This window comes from Nocardia brasiliensis IFM 10847 (assembly GCF_000710915.1).
In the GTDB taxonomy this organism is placed as follows: Bacteria; Actinomycetota; Actinomycetes; order Mycobacteriales; family Mycobacteriaceae; genus Nocardia; species Nocardia brasiliensis_A.
This window is the reverse complement of sequence record NZ_BAUA01000075.1, coordinates 1-25498: the sequence shown is the minus strand read 5'-3', so window position 1 is coordinate 25498 and position 25498 is coordinate 1. Positions and strand designations below refer to the sequence as shown.

The window sequence follows — 25498 nt, the reverse complement described above, 5'->3', positions numbered from 1 at the left end:
GGGTATCGGGCATCGGTCGGTGTAGTCGCCCATCGGCGGCTATGGGGTGCCGCCCGCGGTAGGGGAGGAGGTCCCCTGCGCCGAGGCGTGCGACGAACTGACGTCGGTACTCGGTGGCGGTGGTCGTCGAGTCGATCGAGCGCGCCGACGCAGTCGGGTGCGTGTTCGCGCGCGGTCGGACCGCGCGCGCTCGAACTCGCGGGCTAGGCGGCTGCTTTCTCGTAGGCGGCTACGACGTCGGCGGCGATCCGGCCGCGGCTGGATACCTGGACTCCGTTCTGCCGCGCCCACTCCCGGATCGCGGCGGTCTGCTCACGATCCCGCACCGAGCGCCCCTTACCCTCTTTGCTCCGCGGCGCCCGGCCGACTCGGCGAGCGGCGTCGATCCAAGGTGCCAGTGCCGCACGCAACTTGTCGGCGTTCTTCGCCGACAAGTCGATCTCGTAGTCGACCCCGTCGATGCCGAACCGGACGGTATCTTCGGCTGTGGATTCGCCGTCGAAGTCGTCCACGAGTTCGACAGTCACCTTGCGCGCCACAACAACTCCTTCTGTTCAGTCCGAAACCGGGAGACGCCAGCCTAATCCGAACACGAGAAGAATCCAGGACGCCGCGCGCCAGGCACGCCGACAACCGTCCGAAATTACCGGGCGCACGTCACTGCTGCTTGTTCGAACGCGCCTCTCGACAGCGCCCAGCCGACTTTGCTCGGTATCCCGGCCACCCCCGCTGCGATGCCGAGTATCGCCACCGGGGGAGGAGTGCGGTTCTTCCAAGGGGTGCGGGTCTCGCCCAGTGTGCGTACCGGCAACTGGGGATGCGAAAAATATTGCGTACCAGCATAATTGTGGACGACCTGGTCAACCGTGCATGGATCGTCACGGCGCCGTGGATTCGTGGGTGACCGCACTTGCCGGCCCCTGCCGGGCCGCGTTCGCGTTGGAGGACGGTCGTGCATCGTCGTAATTTTCTTCGGGTGGGTGTGGTCGGCGGATCCGCCGCCGCGTTCGGTGGCGCGTCCTGGCTGGCGGCCTTCAGTGCCGGCGCCGAGGCCGGCGAGTCCCCGTACGGCCCGTTGGCGAAGCGGCCGGACGCCAACGGCTTGTTCCTGCCCAAGGGTTTCACGAGCCGGATCGTCGCCCGCTCGGGCAGGCAGGTGGCCTCGTCGAGCTACACCTGGCATGCCGCGCCGGACGGCGGCGCGTGTTTCGCCGACGGCTCGGGCTGGATCTACGTGTCCAACAGCGAGATCGACGCCACCGGCGGAGTCGGTGCGATCAAGTTCGCCGCGGACGGGTCGATCGTCGGCGCGCATCGCACGCTGTCCCGGACCAACCGCAACTGCGCGGGCGGTGCCACGCCGTGGCACACCTGGTTGTCCTGCGAAGAGGTCGAGCGCGGGGCGGTATTCGAAACCGACCCCTGGGGTGTCGAGCCAGCGGTGCGCAGACCCGAAATGGGATTGTTCACCCATGAGGCGTGCGCCGTCGACCCGCAACGCCGAGTCGTGTACATGACCGAGGACCGCTCCGACGGCCGGTTCTATCGTTTCGTTCCCACGGTCTGGCCCGACCTCGCCGCAGGCAAACTCGAGGTGCTGGTCGACAACGCCGGAACCGTGAGCTGGCGGGAAGTACCGGATCGGTCGGGGGCGTCCACGCCGACTCGGCGACAGGTACCCGAGTCGAAGCCGTTCAACGGCGGCGAAGGTTGCTACTACGCGGACGGGACATGCTGGTTCACTACCAAGGGCGACAACCGGGTCTGGGCGTATGAGGCTGCGAGCAACAAGCTTTCGATCATCTACGAACCCGGCGGCGGTGCGCCGCTCTCCGGGGTGGACAACGTGACCGGCGCGGCCAACGGTGACCTGTTCGTCGCCGAGGACGGGGGCGATATGCAGATCTGCATCATCTCCGGCGGCGTGGTCGCCCCGTTCCTCCAAGTGGATCGGTCCAGCCGGTCCGAGATCACCGGACCGGCCTTCAATCCGCAAGGCAACCGCCTCTACTTCTCCTCCCAGCGCGGCACCCGCGGCTCGAGCAGCGACGGCATCACCTACGAGGTGACCGGGCCCTTCCGGAGCTGACAGCACTGCCGCCGTTCAGCTCCGGACAAGTCGGCCCGCCGTCACCGCTCGGGTTCCTCGGCGCAGACGATCTGTTGTGCCGCATCGGGGTTGGCGAAGTAGTTCACCACGCGGTCGTCTATGCAGCTGTTGACGTCACCGAAAACGAAGGTGTGACCGTCGCCTTCCCGGATCAGCAGCGGACTGTCCAGGAACTTCGCCATCCGTTCCGCGTTGCCGAGCGGAGTGGTCGGATCGTGCCGGGTGCCGATGAACAGCACCGGAGCAGACCCGGCAGCCCGGCGCGGTTGGAACCCCTTCGCGGTACCCGGGGTCGGCCAGAAGGCGCAGATGTCGAGCGGGAACTCAGACGGTCGCGGTTCGTAGTCGTCGTAGGTGGCCGCGTCGTAAATCGCTGCCTCATCGGCCTGTTGGGACGCCCGGTCCGCGGTCGGCCGGGCGAAATCCGCGCACGTGATCGCTTCGAGCGCGTTGCTCGTGGCCTCCGCCGACGGCGCCGCCTGGCGCGGCGGCTCATCGGGTTGGGCTCGGTCTGCCAGTCTGCGCATCGGAGTGCCGTCGCCCTCGTGCATCGCGGTCAGCGCGTCGAGGAACGGTACCCAGCCGGTGGGCCACATGTAGCCGGCGATCAGCGCCTTCAGGATGTCGCCGGGCTCGATCGGCTCGGCGTCGCCCGCAGGGACCGGATGGGCTTCGGCCGCACGCAGGACATCATGAAAGACGTTCTCGGCCCGAGCCGGATCGTCGCCGAACGGGCATTCGTCGCGGTATCGGTCGGCGCAGAACGCCGCGACCCGGTTGAAGGTGTTCTGAAATCCCTTCTCCTGGGCGACTCTCATCTGGGTGTGCGTCTCGGTGACGTCGACGACGCCGTCCAGCGCGGCGGCGCGATAACCCTGCGGATAACGGTCGATGTACATGGCCGCGACCTGCGTACCGTAGGAGGCGGCAAGGATATTGAGCTGCTGCTCACCGAGAACCCCGCGCAATACGTCCAAGTCGTCGGTGGCCTCATCAGAACCCATGTGCCGCAACACCTCCGGGCCGGTCCCACGCACACAGGACTCGACGAACGCGCGCCGGGCACTCTCGGTGGCGCCCACCGAATCGTGTTCTTCGGCGAGTTCCTCCTTGTCGGGATCACAAGAGATGGCGGGCAGCGCACGTCCCACCCCGCGCGGATCGTAGGCCACGATGTCGTAGTTCGTGCGGATCCGTTCGGGGAACGCCATATCCAGCATTTCCAGCCCCGGCTCGCCGGGGCCGCCGCTGATGAGCACCAAGGTGCCTTGCTTGTGCTCCGTGGCGGACAGCCGGGCGATCGGCAACGACACCGTTCGAACCGTGTCCGGTGTCAATTCGCCCGATGCCCGGTAGTCGAGCGGGACGCGCACACGTGCACAGGTTCGATCGTCGGTGACCTCGGGGAACCAAGCTCCGGATTCCGCTTCCGCGCAGGGCGCCCAGGCCAGCGGCTGGGTGTAGAAGGCGTCGCGTCCGCTCGCGGTCGCGACTCCCGGCTGCTCTGTCGAGCAACCCGTGACGAGCAGCCCGGCGACAGTGATCGGGACGATCCCCAACGTGATGACTCGCAGTGTCCGCATGTGTCGGTTTCTCCTCACTGATAGCGCGTGCAGGATCGAATGCCTCAGTCGGCGCGCACCTGCTCCAGGAACACAATTCCAGCTGCGTCTCGCATCTTCATCAGGCAAACGAACAGTTATTTGCCGAAATCGTTGGAGTTACCTCCAGAAATTCACTATTGCTCACAGAATGAAAGTAACGCTGACGTTGGTGAACATACTAGCGAAATGTTAGAAGCGCGGCTCGTCGTTATTTCTTATGGCCGCAATGACGCACGAGATTGCGTTGATCTACTTTCGAAATGTCATTCCCACGGCACGCCGTCGGTTGAAATCTCGGCGGTGCCTGGTGCCGATTGTCGGCAACGTATTCGGCCTGCGGGCCGCCTTCGGTGATTCGTGCCCGGGTTGTTCGGGCGTGTCAGAGGTCTTCGGCCTCGGTGACCCGCTCGAGCAAGTACTCGTAGGCCGCGGTGATCCGCTCGTCGAGTTCCTCGACGGGCACGCCGAGGTCGCGTGCGGCCGTCTCGCGAAAGATCGCGTAGCCCGAAGCGGCCGCCGCGGTCAATAGGTACAACGCCTCGGCGTCGACGTTCTCGGGCAGGACTCCATACGCCCGGTCCCGCTGGAGCGCGGCGCGGGGTTCGTCCGGCTCGGGAAAGAGCGTGAGTTTCTCGTCGCCGTCCAGCGCGAGCGGGACCGCGAACGGCAGCCATGTCCCGCTGAGTGCGGCCTGCAGAAAACGGCGTCGACGCTCGATGAACGGCAGGTCCCAATGTCCGGGAAACTGCGGCACGAGCTCGGCGAACCGCTGCATCATCGTGGCACGCAGCAACTCCTGACGACTGCCGAACATCTGGTAGATCTGCGCGCGGTTCACTCCCGCTTCGGCGGCAACCTCGTTCAGGTTCAATCCGGCCAGCACTCCGTCGCGCTCCAACAGCCGCTCGACAGCATCGAAGAGGTCGGATTCGGTACGTGCGCGGTCGCGTCGCTTACGCGCCCGTGGCGTGGTCGGCTCATCCATACCCGAAATTCTGCCCCACTCCGGTCACGGCGCCGCAGCTGCCGCGACGCACGACACGGGTCTGCGCAGAGATCTGCGCGACTGCGCCGAAGTCGTTTCGAAGTGTCATCGAACGATATCTACGATCGAAATGTGAGTATCGCGGATCGTTGCCGAATCTGATCGCGCAATGCCGGAACGGCGGTCGCGATCCGTTTTGTAGTCGACACGACAACCGTTGCCTCAGCTCCAGCTGCTGTCGGAATGTCAGAAGGGGACAGGGTGAAGAGCGCGAGTTTCTTGCCGGTTGTATTGATAACACACCGCAGGTGTCCCGGATCACAGCATGCCGAATTCGAGGGGGAATTATTCAGTCGACCGGCGGCGCTGGGTTTCCTGCAGGTTAACGAAAGGTCGCGGCGCATCTCATCCGCCCAAATTGTGGTTGCCAATTATTTTCCCGTGCTGTCTGCTGGAAGTGCGCTTGATTCGACATCGTTTCGATGTGCCACCCCCAGGAGGTTTTCATGACCGTTTCGGATTTCCGGTCGGCTCCGAATGCGCGGCCACGCCCATTGCTGTGGTTTGCGGCTGCGCTCGCTACCGCCGGTTTCGCGATAACCGGCACAGGTTCCGCCGCGGGTGAGGTCGCCGCGGGTTACACCGAAGCGGGCTGTGCTTCGGACACCTCGGTACCCGGCCAACTGACCGTCCGATGCGTGCCCGGCGCGGGAGCCGGGCAGCATGCGTTCATCCGCTGCCGAGACCCGCTGGGCATCCCGCACACCCACATCGGCGCCACCATCGGCGCGCAAGGCGGCTGGTCCACCGCGACGTGCGCACCATCCGAGATCGCTTCGACCTGAACATTTTTCGACGAGAGGGCGGCACAAGGTGATGCGCGTGGTCACGAATCGACAGACAAGACAGGCCGAGAAATCAGCGAAGCACCGACGCAAGCGCCGACGCATCTGCGTTTCCGTCCTCTTCGCTGCCCTGGCTGCCGCTGTGCTCGGCGCCGGGCAGGCGACCGCGGACGACTTCGATATCCCGCCTGGACTCGACCTCGGCACTGTGCAGGACACGCTGCCCGCCGCTGGTGGCGAACTGGCGCGCGGGCTGCTCGATCCCGGTCAGCAGGCCACGCTCGACGACGCGCTCGACGCCGTCGCAGCGGTGGCTGCCGATGCGCCGATCGCGCCGCTGCACCAATCGGTCACCTGGACACAGCGGAGTGTCCCCGATCCGACGCCCGGGCCGGTCCGCGAGCTGTTGGCTTTCGCGCAGCAGGCTACCGAACTGGCGGGCGCTCGTCGTGACAACTCGCTACCGCCAGTCGACCACCTGATCGACCAGGCCCACACGCTTTTCGGCGTCCCCGAGGACGGACCGGATCCGGTCGCGGGTTTGCGCAGCGTGATCGCGGTACCGGCTGTCGCGCAAGAAGATTCGATCGCTCGACCGCTGCCGTCCGGTCTGCTCACCATCGCCGCCCCGGTGCTGGGCGTGTTCGCGGCACCGGTAGGCGGTGGTGTGCCCGCGCTCGCGTTCCTCGCGCCGCTGCTGATCATGGCGGCCGATCCGGCTGCCGCGATCGGCGTGGCGTTCACCCAGTTCCGCGACACGCTCGGTGCGCCGGCCTCCGACAACAGGCGGCCCGCCGCGGTCGAGTTCTCCGTGGGCGCCGTGCTCGCCGCGGTTCCGCTGCTGCTGATCGGCGGTGCGGCTACCGCGCTGGCGATCGGAGAGGTGCTGCTCGGCACGGTCCTCGTCGCTGGTCCGGCCCTCGCGGTGGCGGCCGCAGGAGCGTTGATCGCGTTCGCGGAGATCGCGGTCCCGGTGGCGTTCGCCGTGGCCGGAACCCTCGCCCTGCCCGCCTTACTGCTCGGCGGGTTGTTGGTTACCGGGGTGAGCGAGGTGCTGGCCGTGCTCACCGTAGTTGGCCTGCTCGACGTAGTTGGTGCGCTGCTCGGCGGCGCGTTGGTCGGCCTGTCCGCGGCGATCGGCGCGGCACTGTTCGTCGTCGCGGGCGGGGTGTTCGCCGCCGTCGCAGGCGGAGTGTTCGCCGCGCTGACAAGCGGTTTGCTCGCTGCCGTCGTCGGTGGCGTGCTTGTTGCCATTGCCGGCGGGGTGTTCGCTGCCGTCGCAGGGGGAGTGTTCGCCGCGCTGACAAGCGGTTTGCTCGCTGCCGTCGTGGGCGGGGTGCTGCTCGCACTGCTTGCGCTACCGGTGATGCTCGCCGCCACGGCGCTGATCGTGGTGGTGGGGCCGCCGCTGGCGTTGCTCGGCCTCCTCGCGATCCCGCTGCTGTTGCTCGGCGCCGCTGCCGTCGCGGTACTACTCGACCCCGGTGCCCGTGGAGCCGTCATCTCTGCCATCCGGGCTGCGCTGGATCGTAATTGCCCGCAAGGCAATTCGGGTATGGCACCGACCGGCACCCACTTCCTCGACGACGTACCGGACGACCCGAACTCGGACCAACTCGTCGCCGCACTGCAAAGGATGCTCGCACCGCAGCCGCGCCCGGCGCCCAACCCCTGTCCTGCGCCGAGTCAAGTGCCCGAGCCGCGATCGTGCCCGGCACCCGAACCGCAGCCGAGCCCGGCACCCGAGCCGCGATCGTGCCCGGTGCCCGAGCCGCGATCGTGCCCGGTGCCCGAGCCGCGATCGTGCCCGGTGCCCGAGCCGCGGTCGTGCCCGGCACCCGAACCGCGGTCGAGCCCGGCACCCACACCCCGGCCGAGCCCGGCACCCGAACCGCGATCGTGCCCCGCACCCGAACCACAGCCTAGTCCACGACCTGCGCCGCGACCTTGCCCTGAGCAGGTCCCTGCGCCACGGTCGCGTCCGGAGCCGCAGCCCGCACCGAGTCAAGTGCCTGCGCCGCAGTCGAATCCGACTCCGTGTCCTCGGCTGTGTCCTGCGCCGGGCAGGTCGGCGAACCGCTTGCCTGCTGCATCTCGACCGATGAGCAGACCGGCGATCACTACTGCGGTGCTGATCGATCCGGTCGTCCCGAGTGATCTCTTCCGGAAGTTTTCGATGAGCTGATGCGCCAGTGGCGCAACGGCATCGAGTCCTGATTCCGTTACGACTACCGAAAAGGTTGGCACCGTGTTCGATTCGCGAAGTACCGGTCCCGATGGACTGGCCACCGATCCGCTCAGCGGGCTGCTCGATATTCGCTCGGCCCCCATGACGTTCGGCTATCCCGAACGTGACGAGATCGGGACAGATCGCTGTGTCGAAGGCAACGCCCGGGCCCGCGACAAGATCGGGTGGTGGCACCGGCATCGGCAGGCGAAGACCGCGCTCGGCATGGCTGTCGCCCTCACCCTGTGGTCCGGCGCCACCGGACACCACTTCGCTCGTCCGGGAAATCGGTTCTGGCCCGCCCTGCACCGATCCGGGTTCACGCCACGCCTGATGCAGCCCAGCGAACAGCGAGAACTACTCGACCTCGGCTTGGGCATCACGAACGTGGCCGCACGCACGACCGCCAAGGCCGAGCAACTGACCGCCGACGAACTGCGCGCCGGCGGACGCGCCCTGGTCGAAAGGGTCGAGCAGTACCAACCCCGGGTACTGGCCGTACTCGGTATCGGCGCCTACCGCACGGCTTTCGGCCGCCCGCGCACCACGGTCGGCCCCCAACCCGAGCGGATCGGGGAAACCGAATTGTGGGTGTTGCCCAACCCCAGCGGACTCAACGCCCACTACACCCTCGACGCCCTCGCCGCGGAGTTCCGTACGTTGCGCGAGGCGATCGACAACGGTTGACCAGCTCCCAGCTGCAGTCCTCGAACAGCGTGTACCCTGCCGCGCTCCTGGTGGCAGGGCACGTCCGCCTGTGTCAATGGCGGCAGCGCCACGAATAGGCGTTGCGTTCGTCGAGGACAATAGCTACCGCTTGGGGACTGTACTGGTCCCTGCATGCTCTGGCGACGTCGATGGGCTCGGAGACCAGCGTCGCAGTGCACCGCCACGACCGAGCGTTGTTCGGGTCCAGAGGTTTTGCAATCAACGGCATTCTTTGCTGGGTGTCGCAGGCCTTTTGCATATCCACGCCACTATCGGTAGCTACCGCAGGGGCGGCGAATACCGCGGACACGGCCAGCACCGCCGACATCAGGCCGCCATAGGTTGAAATCCTGGTACGCATCATGGTTTCCCTTCACTGGATGCGGCTCGAGCGGCTTGCCTGCCGTTCGGGCTGCTGCACTGCGCAGATCACCAGAATCGCGGCCGATGCACCTGCACCGCGAGTGTCAGTTATTGGTGTCATCTTTTGCATCGCAAAGTATTTGGGCGGCTATGATCCGGAGTTTCCGCTCGTGCTCATGGCGTGCGCACCACTGCGCGTCGCCTTGTGCCGCCAGGCGTTCGGATGACAATGGTCGCGAGGATGTCCCGGCCGGGTGGCGGTATGCGGATGACGACCTGCCCCACGCCGACTTCGGCCAGCTCGGCGACGACGGCCGCGAAGATCGATTCGTGGTCCGCGGGCGTGCAACCGTCGGCCCCGTGATCGTCGTACAGCAATACTTCTACCCCGCGCTCGCGGGCATCCTGAATCGATTGTGCGAGTGCGGGTGCGGACAGGATGCCACCCCGCAGGCTGTCACGGAGGCGAGCCTCGACGAGCAGGCAGTTGCGGCGTTCGTCGCTCCTCAGCGGTTCGTTCCCCGCGATCTTCGACAGCAATGGCCGGGTGATCGTGTCCAGATGCTTCAGCTGGCTTTGGCGTTCGTTGACCGCGGTGTGCGCGGCGACTTCCTGTCTCATCAACTGCAGTGCGCGGTGACGCAGCCCGACGATCGCGTGCAGTCGAGGCCGGACCATGGCTGCGAAGGCCGCACAGCCGATCAAAGGCGCAAAGTCCGCCAATCGCGAGATAATCAACGGCAATAGCGGAAATCCGTGCGATTGGGCCCACACCGCGCTGATCGCCACGACCGATCCCTGGCCGAGCCACGCAACGGTGGCACGGCCTCGCAGCATCAGCAGCGCATAGATCGCGGCGGTCGCCGACGCGGGCCACAGTTGCTCAGGCGAGTGCAGTGGATCCATGTCCCACAACGCGGTGGCGGCACCGAGCGGGCCGAATGCGGCTGCTCCGACTGCCCACGGCGCCAAAGGATCTCGTGGTGCTGTGAGGAATGTCGCTGCCATCGCGGCATACAGCAGCAGTCCCGCGATGGCAGGCCGGCCGAGAGGGCCGTGCGTGCTCATGATGGCGAGCGCCGTGATACCCAGCAGATAGAGCACGGTGACAACCGCCGCGCCGGGTGTTCTGATACCGAGAAAGACCCGGATGTCCGGCGGGTCGCTTGTCGCGGGCCGCCGCCATTCGAAGGTCACTCGCACTCCCCGCCCCGGCACCGAACAGATCGTGACCTTCCCGCCCGCGAGGTGATTGAGCTGTTCGATGCTCCCGCGCACGCCAAACCGGTCTGCCGGTACCTCGGCCGTATCGAACCCGGCTCCGTCGTCGGTGACCAGAATCCGAAATCGTTGCGCCTCGATGATCACGCGCACTTCGCACCGTACTTCGGATATGTTGTGGCGCAAACTGTTTCGAATTGCTTCCGCTGCTCCCTCGGCCGCCGCACGCACTGCGTCGGCATCGAAATCGCCACCCGTGCCGTTGGTCAGCACCTCCATGTCGACCGTCGCGGCAACCTCGGCGACAGCTGAACGAATGGTGGCGACGGCGTCGACGGCGGTGATCGCTCCCTGCGCTGTGACCAGCGGTATCGAATCCATTTTCGCGAGAGTTCGCTCTGCCTGCCACCGGAGTTGTTCGCTGTGCGGAAGTTTGGCGGCCGCGAGCAGCGTTGCGATCACCCAGTCGTGTACGAGCGACGCGTGTACGAGGCGTTGGCGCGCCCGCGTTTGCGCCGCCGCAGTGGCAACAACTTGCTCTTCGGTGGCTGCCCGGGTCAGATCCAGGTCGCGTGCCGTCCGGAGACCTTTGAGGATCATGGCGACGAAAACGAGTGAGAATCCGTAGGAGTACAGCATCTCCAGGCCGAACGCGAAATTGGCCGCGGTCTCCCGATGTTGGTTGAGCCATTGCGCTGCCGTAGTGGCCGCGAGCAAATAGGACACGGTGATCCACCAGCGCCATGCCAGCGCGGCCGCCATCGCTGCCAACCCCGGAATGAAAGCCATCCAGTGCGACCCCGGCAGCGCAACTCCACGCCAAGCCCACGGCCACAAGAGCGCCACGATCAAGAACAGCGCCGCGACGATCGCGCCGACGTGACGAATGGTCCTCGCTGTGGCGAATCGCGCCGACCACACCAGCGAAATCGGCGGGAGAACCAGCGTCAGCAGTACCGCGGTGACGGTCCACCACGGCGCGACGAAAACGGAGTTGGCATACACCCGGGCCGCGAGCAGTATTGCGTACCCGAGGTATCCGACGGCAATGAGCAGAGCAAGCGAGCGCAGGACTTGTTCGTAGTCGGTCCGGCCGCCTCTCCGTGCCGGACTGCTCATTTCCTTCGGCGCCACCACAGCCGGGACACAAAACCGTCGCGCCGTGCTACATAGCGGAGATCGGCCCTAGAGGCCACAGGTGAGCCTGCCGCGGCATACTTCACTCGAATCCTGGTGAGGTACTGATTCACGGTGTTCTTGCTGATCTTCATCAATGCCGCGACCTCGTCTGCGGACTCGCCGGCCGCATACAACGCCAGTACTTCCTCTTCCCGCGGCGCCAGGCGCGGGCGGGACGGATCGCAGTCGATGGCCGCAGCCCAGTCGACGGTGCCTATAGGCTGATTGCCGGCGGCCGATCGCACCGCGTCACAGATCGCTTGCGCGGACTCGGATTTACGAACAACGCCCAGTACTCCGGCGCGAGCAGCCTCGCGAACCAGATCAGGGCGATCACCGGTGGTGAGTACCAACACCTTGCCAATTCCTGCCGACCGCAACTGTTCGATGTTGTCGAGGGGTGTCGACGCATCCGGCAAAGACAGGTCGAGCACCACCATGTCCATCGAAACCGTAAGGGATAGTAGGGAACTGACCGATTCAGCGGCCGCGACGATCATCAGGTCGGAGGCGGTGCCCAGGGCTTGCCGGAGACCATCGATCAACAACTCGTGATCTTCGACAACACCGATGCGGACGCCTGCCGTGCTGCTCACATGGCCCTCAAAGGAGGGATCCACAGGATCGGTCATCGGAAAATCATCGCAGTTCGTGCCGCCCCGCGTCAGCGATCCGGCGTGACATGAACGAACAGTGACACTCGAAATTCGCGTCTGGTAACACGCTGGGGTCACTCGTAGCGTCGAGTTCGAATCATCGTGACGCGAAAGGTGAATACCATGTCCGGAATTTGGCTCGACACCGACTCCCCTTTGGGCACAGTACAACCCATCGTGCTCGGTCTGTTCGGTAACGCGAGTTGGCATCCATCCGAAGGGGCTTTTGCGCTCGGCAGCGACGTGCTCCGGCCGCGATCCGCGGCACCACAGATTCGGCCCGAGATAGATGTGGAAACCATGACGTTCAGGTCCAGCAACGGCGCACCGGCCGGAATCTACGTCGTCCGGCTCTACGAGGATGAACGGGTCTGCTCATTCAGCATCGGCTGCCTGCCGCGTGGATGGTTCGGCGAGCGTCGCCTCGCAAAGTTCTACGCGATACTCCCCGATACCCTTCTCCGACAGGGCGTTCGCGCCGACTTCGGTCGTTGCCCAGACAAGTATCTCGGCTGAGTAGCCGTGAACCGCACGGGAAACCCCGACCGGTCCGACGCGGTCGATACTGACCGACCATCAAGCACCCACCGGGTGCACACGCTCCGCACCGATCCGATCGATCCGTCCCTTACCCCATTCGCCGAGCGGCTCGAGTGCGCGATTGAGCGCGACACCGAGTTCCGTGAGCCGATATTCGACGCGCGGCGGCACTTCCCGATAAACCTCGCGGTCCACGATCCCGTCCTGCTCCAGCTCGCGCAGCTGCTGGATCAGCATCTTCTCCGAGACGCCGGGCAGTCCGCGACGCAGTTCCCCGAAGCGCCGGACGCCGTGGTTCGCCAACTCCCACAGAATCAGCGACTTCCATTTGCCGCCGATCACGTCCATCGCGGCGTCGATGCCACAGAAGTATGGCCCCGATCTCTTCTCGCCCATCGTCCGACCTCACTACCTGTTCACATACCCAGCGGTAAGTACCCGACAAAATAGTAGGTACTTGTCGCCACCGTAGGCAACGAGCAGCCTTGGATTCAGCGCGCTGACCACTCAGTCCACGAACTTCCAAGGAGTTGACCCCGCAATGGCGGAACCCACGAACACCCCGGTGACGGTCCTCGGTCTGGGCGCGATGGGCCAGGCCCTGGCCGCAACCGTGCTCGAGGGCGGCAAGCAGGCCGTGGTGTGGAATCGCACCCCCGGCAAGGACGCCGACCTCACCGCCGCAGGCGCCGTCAGCGCCGCCACGGTCGCCGAAGCGGTCGACGCGGGCGGCCCGATCATCGCCGTCCTGTTCGACCACGCCTCCGTGCACGACACCCTCGACCCCGTCGCCGAAAAGCTTCGCGGCAGACAACTCGTCAACCTGACCAGCACCGCCCCCAACGAGGCCCGAGAACTGGCCGCCTGGGCCGCCGAACACGGCATCGACTACCTCGACGGCGGCATCATGGCCGTACCCCCGATGATCGGTCAGCCGGGCGCGTCCATCCTCTACAGCGGCTCCCGCACCGTCTACGACGACAACCTTCAGACCCTTCAATTGTTCGCCACCGCAGAGTATTTCGGCGACGACGCCGGCCTCGCCTCAACCTACGACTTCGCCCTGCTCTCCGGCATGTACACCATGTTCGGCGGCTTCCTGCACGGCGCCGCCATGATGCGCTCCGTCGGCGTCCCCGCCACCGAATTCGCCGAACGCGCCATGCGCTGGGTGAGCGCCATGACCCAATCCCTGCCCGCATTCGGCGCCCTGATCGACTCCGGCAACTACACCGACCCCACCCAATCCATCTCGTTCCACAAAGCCGCCATCGACGCCATCACCCGCGCAACCCGCGACGCCGGCGTCACCACCGATTTCATCGCCCCCCTCAAAACCCTCATCGACCGCCAAGTGGCCGACGGCAACGGCGCCGCCGACCTGGCCCGCACCGTCGAAGAACTCCACTGACCCACCCGACCGGGGCCGCCACTCCCGCCGGCCCCCAAATCCCACCTGAAACGCCAGGTAGAAGGGCGATTTGGTCCACGCGCCCACATCCGATAATCTTCTTGAGCACCACCGGTCCGGGTGGCGGAATGGCAGACGCGCTAGCTTGAGGTGCTAGTGCCCTTTATCGGGCGTGGGGGTTCAAGTCCCCCTCCGGACACGACCATTACGCACACGGGTGGTGGTGGCTGAACTTCAGCCACCACCACCCGTGTTTCGTGGTTATAGGTCATCTTGAGGCCGAGTTGTCGGTAGACCTCGAGCTTGTCGGTGGGATCAGCGGCGCGCAGGATCTTGATGAGGCCGCCGAAGGACTTCACCAGTTCGCGGATCTCGTTGCGGCTTAAGGTAGGGCGTGCTTTAGTCTCTGCCTCCATGGCTGTGAGCTGTGCGGCGGCAACCTCTCGTTCAGATTGGACTTGTCGGGTCCAGGTCGCGATTAGTTGAGGGTCGGTGCCAGCCTCGAGGGCCGCGCGATAGTTGTTGAGTTTGCGGTCGTAGTCGGTCAGCGATTGGCGGATAGCGCGCATAGAGGTGACTGCCGCGCTGGCGTCGGGTTGGGCGTTTTCGAGCATGGTGAGGGAGTGCTCGATCTGGTCGCGGCGGAAGATTTGGGCGAGCCAGGAGTCGATCGGGCCGATGATCTGGTCTTCGCGTAGGTAGACCACTCTGGGGTGGTCGATCTTGTTGGCGATGGCGTACTCGGCGGGGAAGCGGCAGCGGTAGTGGGCTTGGTCGTGGTTCCAGTTGCCTTGCATCCGGCGTCCGCAGGTTTGGTGGAGGATCAGTCCTTTGAAGGCGTAGGGGTGCTGGATGCGTACCCTGCTGCGGACTGATCGCTGGTTTCGGGCGGCGAGTCGTAGTTGGGCTTGTTCGAAGGTCTCTGTGCTGATGAGCGCATCGTGTGAGGGTTGGTCGGAGCGGACCCAATCTTTGGTGGGGTTCCAGGTGAGTCGGGTTTGATGACCGAGGGCGACGTCGTCGACGTCGATAAGGGATTCCTGCTTTCGCTGTTTGTTCCATACCTCGTGACCGGTGTAGCGCGGGTTGGTGAGTATCACGCGCACAGCGCTTTTCGACCACGCGATGCCGGAGCGGTGGGCGTTGCGTTTGCGGTCGTAGGCTGATGGGCAGGGGATGTCTTCGGCGGTGAGGCGTTGGGCGATTGCGAAGTATCCGAATCCGCACAGGTATTCACGGAAGATACGCTGGACGACCGGCGCTGTGGCGGGGTCGGGTTCGAGGATGTGCAGGCGTTTGCCGTCGGCGGCCTTGCTGGGGTTGGGGTGTGGGCCGGCGTCGGCTAGGCGGTATCCGTAGGGTGGTCGACCGCCGAGGTAGCGGCCTTCTACTTGGGCTTGGGCGGCCATGGCGGCGCGGACGCGGATTTTGATGCGGTTGCGTTCGCCTTTGGACATGCCGCCGAAGACCGACATGATCAGGTCGTGTGCTTCGGACTCGGGGTCGATGGGGCCGCCGACTTCGGGGACCCACAGTGCCACGCCGTAGTGGACGAAGACGGGGAAGGTCAGCCCGAATTGGTTGCCGTAGAAGGCGCGTTGGGGTTCGCCGATGACGACCGCGTCGAACCCGCGGTCGGGGCGTGCGAGCATGTCGAGCAACCGTGAGGCTTGCGGGCGACGCTTCCACGGAATGGACCGGGACTGTCCGACGTCGAAGAACTCGGCGACGATCTCGCCGTGATGGTCGATGAGAGCCGTCGCCCGGCCGAGCTGCCAGTTGCGGGAGGCGTTGGGGTCTTGCTGGTCTTCGGTTGATACTCGTCCTGCGAATGCGAATCGGATCATTGCTACGCCGCCTTCCGGTCCTCGGGAACGTGTCCGGCGCCTGCGTTCGGCCGGGTCCTGTCGATGCGCGAGTTGTTTGCTGCTCGCTCAAATCTGTAGTGTCGGGCAGGGATTCGAGATCGACGCGTTGAGCTCGACCGATCCTATTCGTTGTGCCTCGGTGCTCGTGGGCGTGCCGGAGGATCAGCTGCATGAGTGCCTTGGCTGCTGGTGAATCGAGCACTGGCAGGGTGTCGGGGCAGACGACTTCGACCTCGTTGTTGCTTCGGATGCCGTCATTGCCCGGACCGTGCCTTTCGTCGTCCGTCACGACAGCCTCAGTTCGAGAGTCTGCTGAGGCCCATCGCAGGGTGAAGATGCGCGGCCGTGCACTGTGTCCGCGCTGCTGGGTGGGACGGGAGGAGCGGACGGGCGGCGGGAGAGTGGATACATGGGCAGTCGCTTTCTGTCCGTCCAGCCTGATTCTCCCGCCTCCATGAAACCTGATCTTCGCGATCGCTGCCACTACATCGCAGCCTGCGTCTCACACTGCGATCGGAGAATAGCCACCAGGGGCCGGCAGCGCGGTCAGGACTCGTCATGTGTTCTGCGAAGCAGGGTGCTCGGTCGTAGGATCTTGTTCTTGCTAACGAGGGGAGCAGCATGCGGTCCGAAGGTGATAACTGGGATGTCGTCAGCCGAGTCGGACGGACCGCGCTGTTCGTGGCGGCGTCGCGCGCGGCCGAGGCCAGGCAGGCCGACGCGCTGATTCAGGATAAATTCGCCGCGTTGTTCGTCGCGGCATCCGGTGATCCGGAGACGAATCGGCTGATCACCGAACCGGCACTGTGGGCACAGAGTTCGCTGAGTACCGGATTCATCGGACTGCGTAGCAAGTTCTTCGACGATCACTTTCTCGCCGCGGCCGAGAGCGGGGTGCGGCAGGCGGTGATCCTGGCCGCCGGTTTGGACGCGCGCGCCTATCGTCTGGACTGGCCGCAGGGCATGGTGGTTTTCGAGATCGACCAGCCGAAGGTGCTGGAGTTCAAGCGCGAGGTACTCACCGAGGTGGACGCCACGCCTAAAGCTGATCGTCGGGATGTTGCCATCGACCTACGGGAAGACTGGCCTGCTGCGCTCATCGGCGCGGGTTTCGATCCTGCTGCGCCGACGGTGTGGTCGGCAGAGGGCTTGCTTCCGTATCTGCCCGGTGCGGCGCAGGATGCGCTGTTCGCGCTCATCGACCAGCTTTCTGCACCTGGCAGCAGGGTGGCCAGCGACGCCGTCGAGATCGGCGATGACTTCAAGCAGCTCGCCGAGCAGCGGGCCGAGCAGCTCCGCGACACCAAGGTCGATCTCACCGAGCTGTTCTACACAGACGACCGCTTGGATCCGGCTGAGTGGCTGACAGAGCAAGGCTGGACCGCGACCATCGCGTCATCCGACGAACTGGCCGAACGGTATGGCCGGCCACTCACCGCTGGGCGTGACCCGCTCGGTCGACTGGTCAACAAGATCCAATACTTGTCCGCAGTCAAACAGTCCTAACCAGCGCCGAGCCGCTGCGTTTGGCTCTCTTCGGCCTGGGACCGTGGACGGATGCGCGCGGGGCCTCGGTGGTTTCGCTCGAGCCGTGGAAGCACCGTTCGACGTCGGGCGCTGATCGGTGAAGACCACCCGAGAGGGTGGTAGTGGTTCGTGCGATGTCGGCGAACACTGGGGTGGGAAGTCGATCTGCTAGGGAGGGAGATAGGCATGAGCGGGCTGTCCGGAATTCGTCATCGAGTAACAGAGGTGATCGGCCAAATCCCTGGGGGTAGGCGTGTGATCGGCGGGGGAGCACGCCGTGCAGACGGGCAGACCGGTTCCGACCCGATTGCCATGGCACCGAACCGGTTACCGGTGCTGGGGCATGCGCTGTCGCTGCTGCGCGACCCGCTCGGCTTCATGGCGGGATTGCCCGCACACGGAGACCTGGTGGGTATCGGCCTGGGCCCGGTGACCGCGGTGGTGGTCTGCGATCTCGACCTGACCCGGCAGGTGCTGCTGCACGACAAGCTTTTCGACAAGGGCGGGGCGGTCTTCGACAGCGGAAGAACATTGGTGGGGGAGGGTTTGGCGACCTGCCCGCATGCCAAGCATCGTCGGCAACGACGCCTGCTGCAGCCAGCGTTCAATGCGAAACGCATAGCGGGGTATGTGCCGGTCATGGCACAGAAGATCGCCGAGCTTGTCGATTCATGGCGGGACGGCCAGGTCGTTGATGTGAAAGCCGAGCTGCATGCCTTTGCCGGACAGGTGATCGCGGCGACGCTGTTCGACGGGGCGATTTCAGATGCTACGCAGCAGCGGCTGATCCGTGACGTCGAGGCCGTCTTCGCCGGAGTCGTGCGGCAGGTGATGATGCCGGCGTGGATGCGCCGGGTGCCGATCTTCGGCAACCGCGCCTGTATCGACGCAGCTGCCGAGGCACGCGCCATCCTGGGAAAGCTGGTGGCCAAGCGCCGCGCCGAAGGGATCGATCGGGGTGATCTGTTCTCGGCGGTGGTATTCGCCCAAGACAGCGAAGGGGGTGGGCAGTTGAGCGACGACGAAATCATCGATCAAGTCCTCACCTTCTTCTTCGCGGGCACCGACACCTCCGCCGCCACGCTGGCCTGGGCGTTGATCATGCTCGATCAGCATCCCGAATTCGCCGATCGTGTGCATGCCGAGGTGGATGCCGTTCTGGCCGGCCGCGCCGCCCGGCACGAGGACTTGCCGAACTTGCCGTTCACCGGACAGGTGATCACCGAAGTCCTGCGCCTGCGTCCGCCGGGCTGGTTGCAGACTCGGATCCTGACCGAGGACACCGAACTCGGAAAGCATTCGCTGCCCGCCGGCACCACTGTGGTCTACAGTTCGTACGCCATCCAGCACCGCGCAGATCTGTATCCCGACCCAGAAACGTTCAACCCTGACCGATTCGATCCCGCGCTGAGCACACCACCCCCACGTAATGCGTTGCTGCCGTTCGCCACTGGTGCGCGCAAGTGCATCGGCGATCAGTTCGCGCTGGTCGAGTCCACGCTGGCCTTGGCAACCATCGCCGCTCGCTGGCAGCTGCAAATCGTTTCCGGCACCGACACCAGGCCCACCCCGGCCGTTGTGCCGCAGCCCAGGCAACTGCGGATGAAAGCAACCGCACGTACACCGCTGCCCGCCCGTTCCGTAGGAACCCCGCAGACCGTCTGACCCTGGCCGATCCCGACGGCTTACGGCAATCAAAGGGCAAACAGGCGTGCGGGCGACAGAAGCCCTTGAGTCGCGCAGCCGTGGTCGTCGATATGAGTATCGCTGCTCGCGTTGATGTTTGCTGTCATCTCCGGTCAAGCTGGCGTACTCCGTGGTATTCTCTTCGGTTCGCCGCACTATGCGCATGGAGGAGACTGCGGCCGTGGATACTCACGATCGAGGGCAATCACAAGTTGCCAGCACGCGCGTCGTTCGCCTCGGGGTGCACATACCGAGGCGTGCTTCGGCTGGGGTCAGGCACCGTCTGGATGAAGCACGGTATGCAGTCCATGGCCGAGTCATCGCAGTTGAGGTGCGACTACCCAGGACCGCGTGTGGAATGGAGGGATGCCGTTGTGGCTGATAGATCGGAGCGCCGTCGACGGGGTGATAACCGTGGCGTTTCTGTCGAGGTACGCCTCCCGGACTTCCGAGCAACTTTGCGGCAAATTCGTGACCACCAGAAACTGTCGCGGGCACAGGCCTACGTACGGTGCAAGCAGGACATCACGGCCAGCTACATCTACGAACTTGAGCGAGGGAAATACAAGCCTAGTCAGGACAAGCTCAACATCCTCATCCACGGCTACGGTCTTGATGAGAATCAGGCGCGCTACCTGACGGAACTGCGTCTGCCCTCGGAAGATCTCGAGCCGGACGAGGAACTGCGGCGACGGGTGAAATCGGAGCCAGGGTTCTCGGCCGATCTGCGCGATATGCAGAGTCGGGGAATGCCAGGTGCCTATCTGACCTCACTTTTCACCGTGCTCGCATGCAATGACCTGCTGCGATCGTTGTTGCCAGGGATCGATGAAGTGGGCTCGATTCTGCTGTGGATGTTCACCCCGGTCGCGAAAGAAGTGTGCGCTGACTGGGAAAATGAGGCGGCCCGCGCGGTGGCTACGGCAAAGGGTGTGCTTGCCCGCCACCGTGATACCGAACAGGCGAAGGCTCTCGTGCGAACATTGCGTGATAACAACGACTTTCGTCGGATGTGGGTCGAAAACATTGACATCAGTTATGGGCGCGACAGCACCGATCTGAGTTACTTCCGCGCGCCTGGGGGCGATGCGGTGGTGGGGTACAGCGTGACAATGTCGGCGGTGCAGGAGACCTCGGACATCATGCTGCTCAATGTGATTCGCAAAGTAGGCCCATGCGCTGCAGACGTCGCAGCGCAGTGGATGAGGGGTCCAACCCTCGGAATAAGGGCTGACTGCTCGCGGTCGACGGCGATCTCCCGGTCGGGGGCATCTCGCTACGACGACTTTTTACAGCTCTTTGAGGGGGGCGTGAACTCGGGGGTCGACCGGCCTTGGTTGCTTTAGGTTTGGCGGATTTGTTTGAGGGCCTGCATATTTCGATCGCGACGCGTATGTCGCTAGCGGTGAGGAACCATGTTCGGCCTGCTTGGTGACCCGGAAAACGCCCCGTTTTGAGCTGCTCGGTGTAACAGCGTACTGATTTCCGTAAAGCGCGGGCGCCGACGGACACCGGAAACGTGTCTTCGAGAATATGCGGATCGGAGGTATTGCTGTGCCCGCCGTTACTACGATTTCGTGTCATGTCGGCGCTCCTTGTCATCGGTGGGTGTGGGGAGGAGGAGGTCTCCGGGCGGAGTGAGCCTGCTCGTCGATCGCTCAGCCCTGCCTAAGCGATGTGTGACCAAAGGGGGTGTGCGAGGGGCTGACGTGGTCCGGAGTTCCCGGCGGCGAGAAGCGTTGGGAGTGAGGATCGCTAGCTGATAACTGAATTCTCGACAGCGTCGATCCGAGCTGACTGATACCTGGGCCAGGTGCTGCGGTTCAGGAGAGGCGGTGTGTTGCATCGTCTTTGGGGAAGCCGACGTAGAGCAGGACGCTGCGAGACTCAATGGAGTGGCTCATGGAGTAAGCGGTGACGACCTTGCTGACCGAATCCCGGAGGTACAGAAGAGCGTTGGTGTCACGGCCGTAGGCGATCTTGATGCTCGCCGCCCACCGGCTGCGGTACTCTTTGGTGTTCCTGAGGTGCCGCAGTAGGTCCTGGCTCTGCCGAGCGTCGCGGTAGCGCCCGAGGGCGCGTTTAGTGCTTTCGACAGCATGATCGGCTTCGCGAGGCCAATTGACAAGCACCTCCTTGGCTTGATCGCTGAACACCCACACCGGATACGATCCCAGCTCTTCGACACCGGGAAATGCGGCCCGGAAAAGGTTGTTGCACGCCAAGATAGAGGCCATAGGGTCGACGTAGGCAGCCAGAACACCCAGGGACTCGAGGTCGCGCAGATGCGCCATCTGCGCAGCATTGGCGGTGACACGGTCACGGAGATCGCGTGAGGGTTCGAGGCTTTCGCCTGGCACGCGGAGTTCGTGGAGGTGTTTGGCCTGCGCGCTGTCGAGGCGGTAGCCCTTGATGATCTGGTCGAGAACCTCGATGCTCGGCATTTGGTGCTGCATCTCAATCCTGTACAGCCACGAGGTGGCCACGCCGCAGGTTCGGGACGCGACCTCACGTGACATCCGCCTGCCTTCGCGGAAATGCCGACAGGTAGCGCCCAGCGTCGGTATCTGCGGCTGACGCCACGGCTTGTTGGGTAGAAGGATCGGATCCCAGACCATGCTGCGAATGCCCCCTATTCGGTGTCTTCCGCCGTAAAGCGGACAGCGATACGCTATTCGATTGCCCCCCGATGGATGGGTTCGTTCCTACCAGATTGGCTACAAACCGGCAAGAACTGCCAGCTGGAAGTTGGCAGAACGTTCGCTGCCGGGGTGACTGAAGGCGCCCGCGAGGCGTAGATGAACTCCGAGATGGCGTTTCGGGGAAATTGTTTTTTTCACAGTCGTAGTGTCAAATGCAGTTTATGCACGCTGGTAGAGGGCAGTTTCGCCAGGTGACACGATTGCAGTTAACAGCAATGAGATGGGTGCAAAGGCTGGTCATAGGGATGCTTCCGGAGTTTGGATAAGGGTGCTCGTCCGAACCGATTGAGAGGAAGTTGAATTGGACCCCTTCATGATTCTGGGTTGGGTTAACGCCGGATTGTCCTTGCTGAGCAACGGATTGTCCGTTGCTTATCAAGCGCTGGCGTTGATCCTTCCTTTCATCTGACACACGCCCTGAGAAGCGGCGGACCTCCCGGGAGCATTCGCGACTGGGAGGTGCGGGTGGCGGCATTGCGTCGCATTCGCCTACTAATCCCCATTACCAACCTTCAGGACGAAGGGTCTATTCGTCATGCCCCGATCAAGGAAACGCTCGAGCCTCGGCTACCTCAGTTCCCTTCGCGCCGAGGTGTCACCGCTCGGCCGGAACACGCTGCATAACAACAGCATTCGTATAGGTCCGATGATCCTGGCAGGTGCGGTGCCGCTCGCGATGCTCCTCGCGGTCGCGGGACCGGCTGGCGCGGTGACCGCGCCGGCGGCGGTTGCCGATCAGCCGGGCGTGACCAGCCCCTCGCAACCAGGCACGACACCACCGCCACCACCACCGCCACCGGCCGCGCCACCGGAACCGCCGCCTGCACCACCGGTCTACTACTCGCAGCCCCCGGAGGTGCGCAACGGTACCTCCGCCCGCCCGGCTCCACCGGTCGACGAACCGGTGGAACCCATTCGGATCGAAGAGCTGCACCTGCCCGAACCGGTCGCTCCCGTTGCACCAATCGAGGCCCCGGAGAACATGATTCGGATCGGGCAATGGCAGACTCCGCGCCCGGACTGGCTTCCCCCGGAATGCGCGGACACCATCAACGCCACTGCCGCCGGCGCCGAGGCTCAGCTCGCGACCGCGCTGGACTCGATCGGTATCGAGGCAGGACGTTCGGATCGTGTCGGGGGCGCGACGTTGGCCGGTGCGGGTATCGGCGGTGCGGCGGGCGCGGCGATCGCTGGTGTACCGGTCGCCGCCGCGGGCGCGGTTGTCGGCGGACTGATCGGTGGCACGATCGGTGGCATCGCGGGCGCCGCCCTGGGCACCGTCATCCCCGTACCGGTGATCGGCACAGTCACTTCCGGAGTCGCCGGCACCGCCCTCGGGGCTGCGGCGGGTGCCGCGGCCGGAGCAGCAGTCGTCGGCATCCCAGCCGCCGCTGTCGGAGCAGTCGCCGGTGGCACGGTCGGCGCGGGCTTCGGTGCAGGCGTAGGGGTTGGGCAACCATGACCGCGACTGCAACGAAAAGGCGCAGTACGGCCTACGCGGTGGCGGCGATGGCGGCTGCCGGAGTCGCCGCCACCATGTGGGCACCGGTGAGTTCGGCGGTGCCGATCGGGCCAGGTTGCCCTGCGCTGTACGTGCTGGGAGTCCAAGGGACCGGGCAATCCTCGCCGGGGGCGGATCCGCTGGCCGACACCGGAATGCTCGGCTCGCTGGTGGCTCCGGTGCTGGCCGCTGTCCCGGATCTGGTGCAGCGTAGTTATATCGGCTATCCGGCTGGTTTCGGCGGCGCGGTCCCCGGTGGCGGCTCGGCTCCATATGCGGTGTCGGTCGCCGAAGCCCGCCGTCAGGTCGACGCGGCAGTGACCCAGATCGCCGAGACCTGCCCGGCGACGATGATTGCCGGAATCGGATACTCGCAAGGGGCGCAGGCGATATCGAGCTTCGCCGCCGACGTCGGCGCCGGTGCGGGAGCGATCGCGCCGGAGAAGATCGCGGGTATCGCGTTGTACTCGAGCCCCGATCGCGCCCCCGACGCCCCGATCTTTCCTGGCCGTCCCGGCCAGATCACACCGGACCCTGCGCCTGGTACCAGCGGTGAAGCGGTCGCGGGCGTGCAGATCACCAATCCCCCCGCCGGTGGCGGCGGAATCTCCGAGGGCCACACTGGCTACGGCGCGCTGTCCGGCCGTGTGGCCGACATCTGCACCGATGGCGACCTCGCGTGCTCGGCCCCCGGCCGGGCGACGTTGCTGCGGGTCGGCGCGGAAATCGCGGCCCAGGCCGATCTGCGTGACCCCGTTGCCGCTCTGGGCTCGCTGCAAGCGGTGTTTTCCGCCGCGCTCGGTGATGCCTGGACCACGGTCGTCCTTGACGATTTTCAGGTCGGCGGCGGCAATGTCGACTACGTCCCGCAGTTGTCGCTGGCGGACCGGCTGATCGAAGCCGCCGACCCGCGCCTGTCCGCACCGGCCGAACGCGGTGCTGCCGAGGCACGGTGGACCGAGATCACCGCGACCATCGCGGCGAATCCGATCGCGTTGATTCCCAAACTCGCCGGTCAACTATCTACAGCCTGGGGACAACTCGTCGCCGACAACGCCGACCTGGTCAACCCCGCGGTCTGGCTGCGCTACGCCGACACCGTGGCCCGCCACACCGGCTACGCCTCCAGCGGCCAACTCAACTCGGGCATCGCCTGGATGATCGCCCTCGCCCACGACATCGCCGGGAGCCGATGATGAGCACACCGAACATGCGCGACGAATTCTACAGCGGCAGAGTCGGAATCGAGCATCTTCCTGGAACGATCCTGCGCCGACGAGAAGTGGACCTGGCGGGACTAGAAGGTGCCGGTAGCGCCTGGCAGATCGTCTACGCCACCCGCACCGGCCTCGGCGCGCCGCTGCCGGCCTCAGGGATCGTCATCACCCCGTCAACCACTGAGATAGCCGGGGCCGGCCCAACCCTGGTGTACTGCCCGCGTTTTCATGGCCTTGCCGGACCGTGCGCGCCGTCGCAACTGCTGGTGCGTGGTGAGGAGCCCGAGGCCGGATTCATTACCGCTGGGTTGCAGCGCGGCTGGACCGTCGCGGTACCGGACGGTCCGGGCCTGGGCATGACCGACCTCGGCCCCTACCAGTTCCTGGCGGGTCACGCGGGCGCGCGAGCTGTGCTGGACCTGGCGCGCGCAGTCCGTGATATGCCGGAGCTGGAGGCGACCGAGAGCCCCTTTGCGGTGTGGGGATTCGGTGATGGCGGTCGTACGGCGATCTGGACTGGGGAGGCCCACTTCGACTATGCCGCGGAGCTGGATCTGCGCGGCGTGGCCGCCGGTGCCGTGGTCGCCGACCCTGGCGCGCTGATCTCCGAGATCGACGGTGGCCCGTGGGCGGGGCTCGCCCTGGCTGGCTTGATTGGGCTCGGGCGCGCCTACCGGCACCTGCCGGTCGACCACATCCTGCTCGCATCGGGGCGCGAGGTTATCAAGCGGGCCTCGAAGCTGGACGCGGCCGATATCCAGGTCGACTACCGCCATCAGCCGCTGGGCCAGTGGTGTGAACGCCCCGACCCCTGGAACGACGCGATGTGGCGGTACGTCCTGGCCAACGAGCAAAGCGCCCGTGTGGCACCACGAGTGCCGGTGCACCTCTACCACGGCACGCAAGACGCCCTCGTTCCCGTCGCGATGGGACGAGAACTTTTCGGCGCCTACCGCACACTCGGTGTCGACCTGAGCTGGCGCGAGTACCACAACAGCCACCTCGGGACCGCGGCCGACGGCGCTGGCGAAGCGATCTCCCGCCTGGCCAGTTACCTGCAACGACGGCCCACACCGCCCGGCCGAGCGACGACGCCCGCGTCCGCTGCACCCGAGACCACCTGAATCGCCTGCCCGCACCCACCGCAA

At 65.2% G+C, this 25498-nt stretch carries 20 protein-coding genes, 1 tRNA gene and 1 pseudogene; 13 read left to right on the top strand and 9 right to left on the bottom strand.

Features of this window, described 5'->3' with window-relative positions:
- Positions 1-203: 203 nt before the first annotated feature.
- Positions 204-539, bottom strand: coding sequence for a histone-like nucleoid-structuring protein Lsr2 (locus tag NBRGI_RS15775; RefSeq protein ID WP_029896981.1), 336 nt, complete (start codon positions 537-539; stop codon positions 204-206).
- Between the two features lie 437 nt (positions 540-976).
- Here NBRGI_RS15775 and NBRGI_RS15770 point away from each other — a divergent pair, with 437 nt between their 5' ends.
- Positions 977-2089, top strand: coding sequence for an alkaline phosphatase PhoX (locus NBRGI_RS15770; RefSeq protein ID WP_235210973.1), 1113 nt, complete (start codon positions 977-979; stop codon positions 2087-2089).
- A gap of 41 nt (positions 2090-2130) precedes the next feature.
- On the opposite strand, the gene NBRGI_RS43840 is transcribed toward NBRGI_RS15770, so the two are convergent.
- Together NBRGI_RS43840 and NBRGI_RS45220 are read right to left on the bottom strand one after the other, a co-directional pair.
- Positions 2131-3693, bottom strand: a complete 1563-nt coding sequence (locus NBRGI_RS43840) for an alpha/beta hydrolase (protein WP_036559342.1) — start codon at positions 3691-3693, stop codon at positions 2131-2133.
- A gap of 400 nt (positions 3694-4093) precedes the next feature.
- Positions 4094-4699 (bottom strand): TetR/AcrR family transcriptional regulator, encoded by a 606-nt coding sequence (locus NBRGI_RS45220; protein ID WP_051727805.1) that lies wholly within the window; start codon positions 4697-4699, stop codon positions 4094-4096.
- Between the two features lie 506 nt (positions 4700-5205).
- Here NBRGI_RS45220 and NBRGI_RS48715 point away from each other — a divergent pair.
- From NBRGI_RS48715 to mug, 3 genes are all read left to right on the top strand, one after another.
- Positions 5206-5544: a hypothetical protein gene (locus NBRGI_RS48715; RefSeq protein ID WP_029896975.1), complete on the top strand. Its 339-nt coding sequence runs from the start codon at positions 5206-5208 to the stop codon at positions 5542-5544.
- Between the two features lie 37 nt (positions 5545-5581).
- Positions 5582-7729 (top strand): hypothetical protein, encoded by a 2148-nt coding sequence (locus NBRGI_RS15745; protein WP_148310833.1) that lies wholly within the window; start codon positions 5582-5584, stop codon positions 7727-7729.
- A 63-nt stretch (positions 7730-7792) separates the two neighbouring features.
- Complete coding sequence (gene mug, locus NBRGI_RS15740; RefSeq protein ID WP_235210972.1) at positions 7793-8458, top strand: G/U mismatch-specific DNA glycosylase; 666 nt, start codon at positions 7793-7795, stop codon at positions 8456-8458.
- 73 nt (positions 8459-8531) lie between these two features.
- Here mug and NBRGI_RS47460 read toward each other — a convergent pair whose 3' ends face one another.
- From NBRGI_RS47460 to NBRGI_RS15730, 3 genes are all read right to left on the bottom strand, one after another.
- Positions 8532-8840, bottom strand: a complete 309-nt coding sequence (locus tag NBRGI_RS47460) for a hypothetical protein (protein WP_148310832.1) — start codon at positions 8838-8840, stop codon at positions 8532-8534.
- Between the two features lie 176 nt (positions 8841-9016).
- On the bottom strand, positions 9017-10984 hold the full coding sequence (locus NBRGI_RS15735; protein ID WP_235210971.1) for an ATP-binding protein: 1968 nt from the start codon (positions 10982-10984) through the stop codon (positions 9017-9019).
- Positions 10985-11178: 194 nt separating this feature from the next.
- A complete protein-coding gene (locus tag NBRGI_RS15730) occupies positions 11179-11874 on the bottom strand; it encodes a response regulator transcription factor (RefSeq protein ID WP_029896968.1) in 696 nt (231 codons plus the stop codon).
- Positions 11875-12021: 147 nt separating this feature from the next.
- Here NBRGI_RS15730 and NBRGI_RS15725 point away from each other — a divergent pair, with 147 nt between their 5' ends.
- Positions 12022-12414, top strand: coding sequence for a hypothetical protein (locus tag NBRGI_RS15725; protein WP_029896966.1), 393 nt, complete (start codon positions 12022-12024; stop codon positions 12412-12414).
- 60 nt (positions 12415-12474) lie between these two features.
- Here NBRGI_RS15725 and NBRGI_RS15720 read toward each other — a convergent pair whose 3' ends face one another.
- Complete coding sequence (locus NBRGI_RS15720; protein WP_029896964.1) at positions 12475-12834, bottom strand: winged helix-turn-helix transcriptional regulator; 360 nt, start codon at positions 12832-12834, stop codon at positions 12475-12477.
- A gap of 145 nt (positions 12835-12979) precedes the next feature.
- On the opposite strand from NBRGI_RS15720, the gene NBRGI_RS15715 reads away from it, so the two are divergent.
- Together NBRGI_RS15715 and NBRGI_RS15710 are read left to right on the top strand one after the other, a co-directional pair.
- On the top strand, positions 12980-13849 hold the full coding sequence (locus NBRGI_RS15715) for an NAD(P)-dependent oxidoreductase (RefSeq protein WP_029896961.1): 870 nt from the start codon (positions 12980-12982) through the stop codon (positions 13847-13849).
- Positions 13850-13963: 114 nt separating this feature from the next.
- Positions 13964-14048 (top strand) — tRNA-Leu (locus tag NBRGI_RS15710).
- A 748-nt stretch (positions 14049-14796) separates the two neighbouring features.
- Here the strand turns inward: NBRGI_RS15710 and NBRGI_RS48710 are convergent.
- Positions 14797-15696, bottom strand: a pseudogene (locus tag NBRGI_RS48710) (recombinase family protein); the annotation flags it as partial.
- Positions 15697-16338: 642 nt separating this feature from the next.
- Between NBRGI_RS48710 and NBRGI_RS15695 the strand changes: the two are divergent.
- The 3 genes from NBRGI_RS15695 to NBRGI_RS15685 all read left to right on the top strand — a co-directional run bounded on the left by NBRGI_RS15695 (position 16339) and on the right by NBRGI_RS15685 (position 20276).
- Complete coding sequence (locus tag NBRGI_RS15695; protein ID WP_029896957.1) at positions 16339-17223, top strand: class I SAM-dependent methyltransferase; 885 nt, start codon at positions 16339-16341, stop codon at positions 17221-17223.
- 333 nt (positions 17224-17556) lie between these two features.
- Complete coding sequence (locus tag NBRGI_RS15690; RefSeq protein WP_029896955.1) at positions 17557-18909, top strand: cytochrome P450; 1353 nt, start codon at positions 17557-17559, stop codon at positions 18907-18909.
- A gap of 395 nt (positions 18910-19304) precedes the next feature.
- The gene (locus NBRGI_RS15685) at positions 19305-20276 is read left to right on the top strand and encodes an MmyB family transcriptional regulator (RefSeq protein WP_158439885.1); all 972 of its coding nucleotides are present in this window, start codon (positions 19305-19307) and stop codon (positions 20274-20276) included.
- A 477-nt stretch (positions 20277-20753) separates the two neighbouring features.
- Here the strand turns inward: NBRGI_RS15685 and NBRGI_RS15680 are convergent, their stop codons facing one another.
- On the bottom strand, positions 20754-21548 hold the full coding sequence (locus NBRGI_RS15680) for an MmyB family transcriptional regulator (RefSeq protein WP_081878088.1): 795 nt from the start codon (positions 21546-21548) through the stop codon (positions 20754-20756).
- A 730-nt stretch (positions 21549-22278) separates the two neighbouring features.
- On the opposite strand from NBRGI_RS15680, the gene NBRGI_RS15675 reads away from it, so the two are divergent.
- The 3 genes from NBRGI_RS15675 to NBRGI_RS45215 are packed head-to-tail and all read left to right on the top strand — an operon-like array spanning position 22279 to position 25474.
- On the top strand, positions 22279-23094 hold the full coding sequence (locus NBRGI_RS15675) for a hypothetical protein (protein WP_051727804.1): 816 nt from the start codon (positions 22279-22281) through the stop codon (positions 23092-23094).
- Positions 23091-24329, top strand: coding sequence for a cutinase family protein (locus tag NBRGI_RS15670; RefSeq protein ID WP_235210970.1), 1239 nt, complete (start codon positions 23091-23093; stop codon positions 24327-24329). The genes NBRGI_RS15675 and NBRGI_RS15670 overlap by 4 nt, the downstream gene beginning before the upstream one ends.
- Positions 24329-25474 (top strand): lipase family protein, encoded by a 1146-nt coding sequence (locus NBRGI_RS45215; RefSeq protein WP_051727803.1) that lies wholly within the window; start codon positions 24329-24331, stop codon positions 25472-25474. The genes NBRGI_RS15670 and NBRGI_RS45215 overlap by 1 nt, the downstream gene beginning before the upstream one ends.
- The last annotated feature ends 24 nt before the right edge of the window (positions 25475-25498 follow it).

What these genes read in the sequence shown, in the direction of transcription:
- NBRGI_RS15690 (WP_029896955.1), top strand. Translation starts at nt 17,557, where the DNA reads ATGGCACCGAACCGGTTACCGGTGCTGGGGCATGCGCTGTCGCTGCTG.
- NBRGI_RS15680 (WP_081878088.1), bottom strand. Translation starts at nt 21,548, where the DNA reads ATGGTCTGGGATCCGATCCTTCTACCCAACAAGCCGTGGCGTCAGCCG.
- NBRGI_RS15670 (WP_235210970.1), top strand. Translation starts at nt 23,091, where the DNA reads ATGACCGCGACTGCAACGAAAAGGCGCAGTACGGCCTACGCGGTGGCG.
- NBRGI_RS15695 (WP_029896957.1), top strand. Translation starts at nt 16,339, where the DNA reads ATGCGGTCCGAAGGTGATAACTGGGATGTCGTCAGCCGAGTCGGACGG.
- NBRGI_RS45215 (WP_051727803.1), top strand. Translation starts at nt 24,329, where the DNA reads ATGAGCACACCGAACATGCGCGACGAATTCTACAGCGGCAGAGTCGGA.
- NBRGI_RS47460 (WP_148310832.1), bottom strand. Translation starts at nt 8,840, where the DNA reads ATGCGTACCAGGATTTCAACCTATGGCGGCCTGATGTCGGCGGTGCTG.
- NBRGI_RS15730 (WP_029896968.1), bottom strand. Translation starts at nt 11,874, where the DNA reads ATGACCGATCCTGTGGATCCCTCCTTTGAGGGCCATGTGAGCAGCACG.
- NBRGI_RS48715 (WP_029896975.1), top strand. Translation starts at nt 5,206, where the DNA reads ATGACCGTTTCGGATTTCCGGTCGGCTCCGAATGCGCGGCCACGCCCA.
- NBRGI_RS15720 (WP_029896964.1), bottom strand. Translation starts at nt 12,834, where the DNA reads ATGGGCGAGAAGAGATCGGGGCCATACTTCTGTGGCATCGACGCCGCG.
- NBRGI_RS15675 (WP_051727804.1), top strand. Translation starts at nt 22,279, where the DNA reads ATGATCCTGGCAGGTGCGGTGCCGCTCGCGATGCTCCTCGCGGTCGCG.
- NBRGI_RS43840 (WP_036559342.1), bottom strand. Translation starts at nt 3,693, where the DNA reads ATGCGGACACTGCGAGTCATCACGTTGGGGATCGTCCCGATCACTGTC.
- NBRGI_RS45220 (WP_051727805.1), bottom strand. Translation starts at nt 4,699, where the DNA reads ATGGATGAGCCGACCACGCCACGGGCGCGTAAGCGACGCGACCGCGCA.
- NBRGI_RS15715 (WP_029896961.1), top strand. Translation starts at nt 12,980, where the DNA reads ATGGCGGAACCCACGAACACCCCGGTGACGGTCCTCGGTCTGGGCGCG.
- NBRGI_RS15725 (WP_029896966.1), top strand. Translation starts at nt 12,022, where the DNA reads ATGTCCGGAATTTGGCTCGACACCGACTCCCCTTTGGGCACAGTACAA.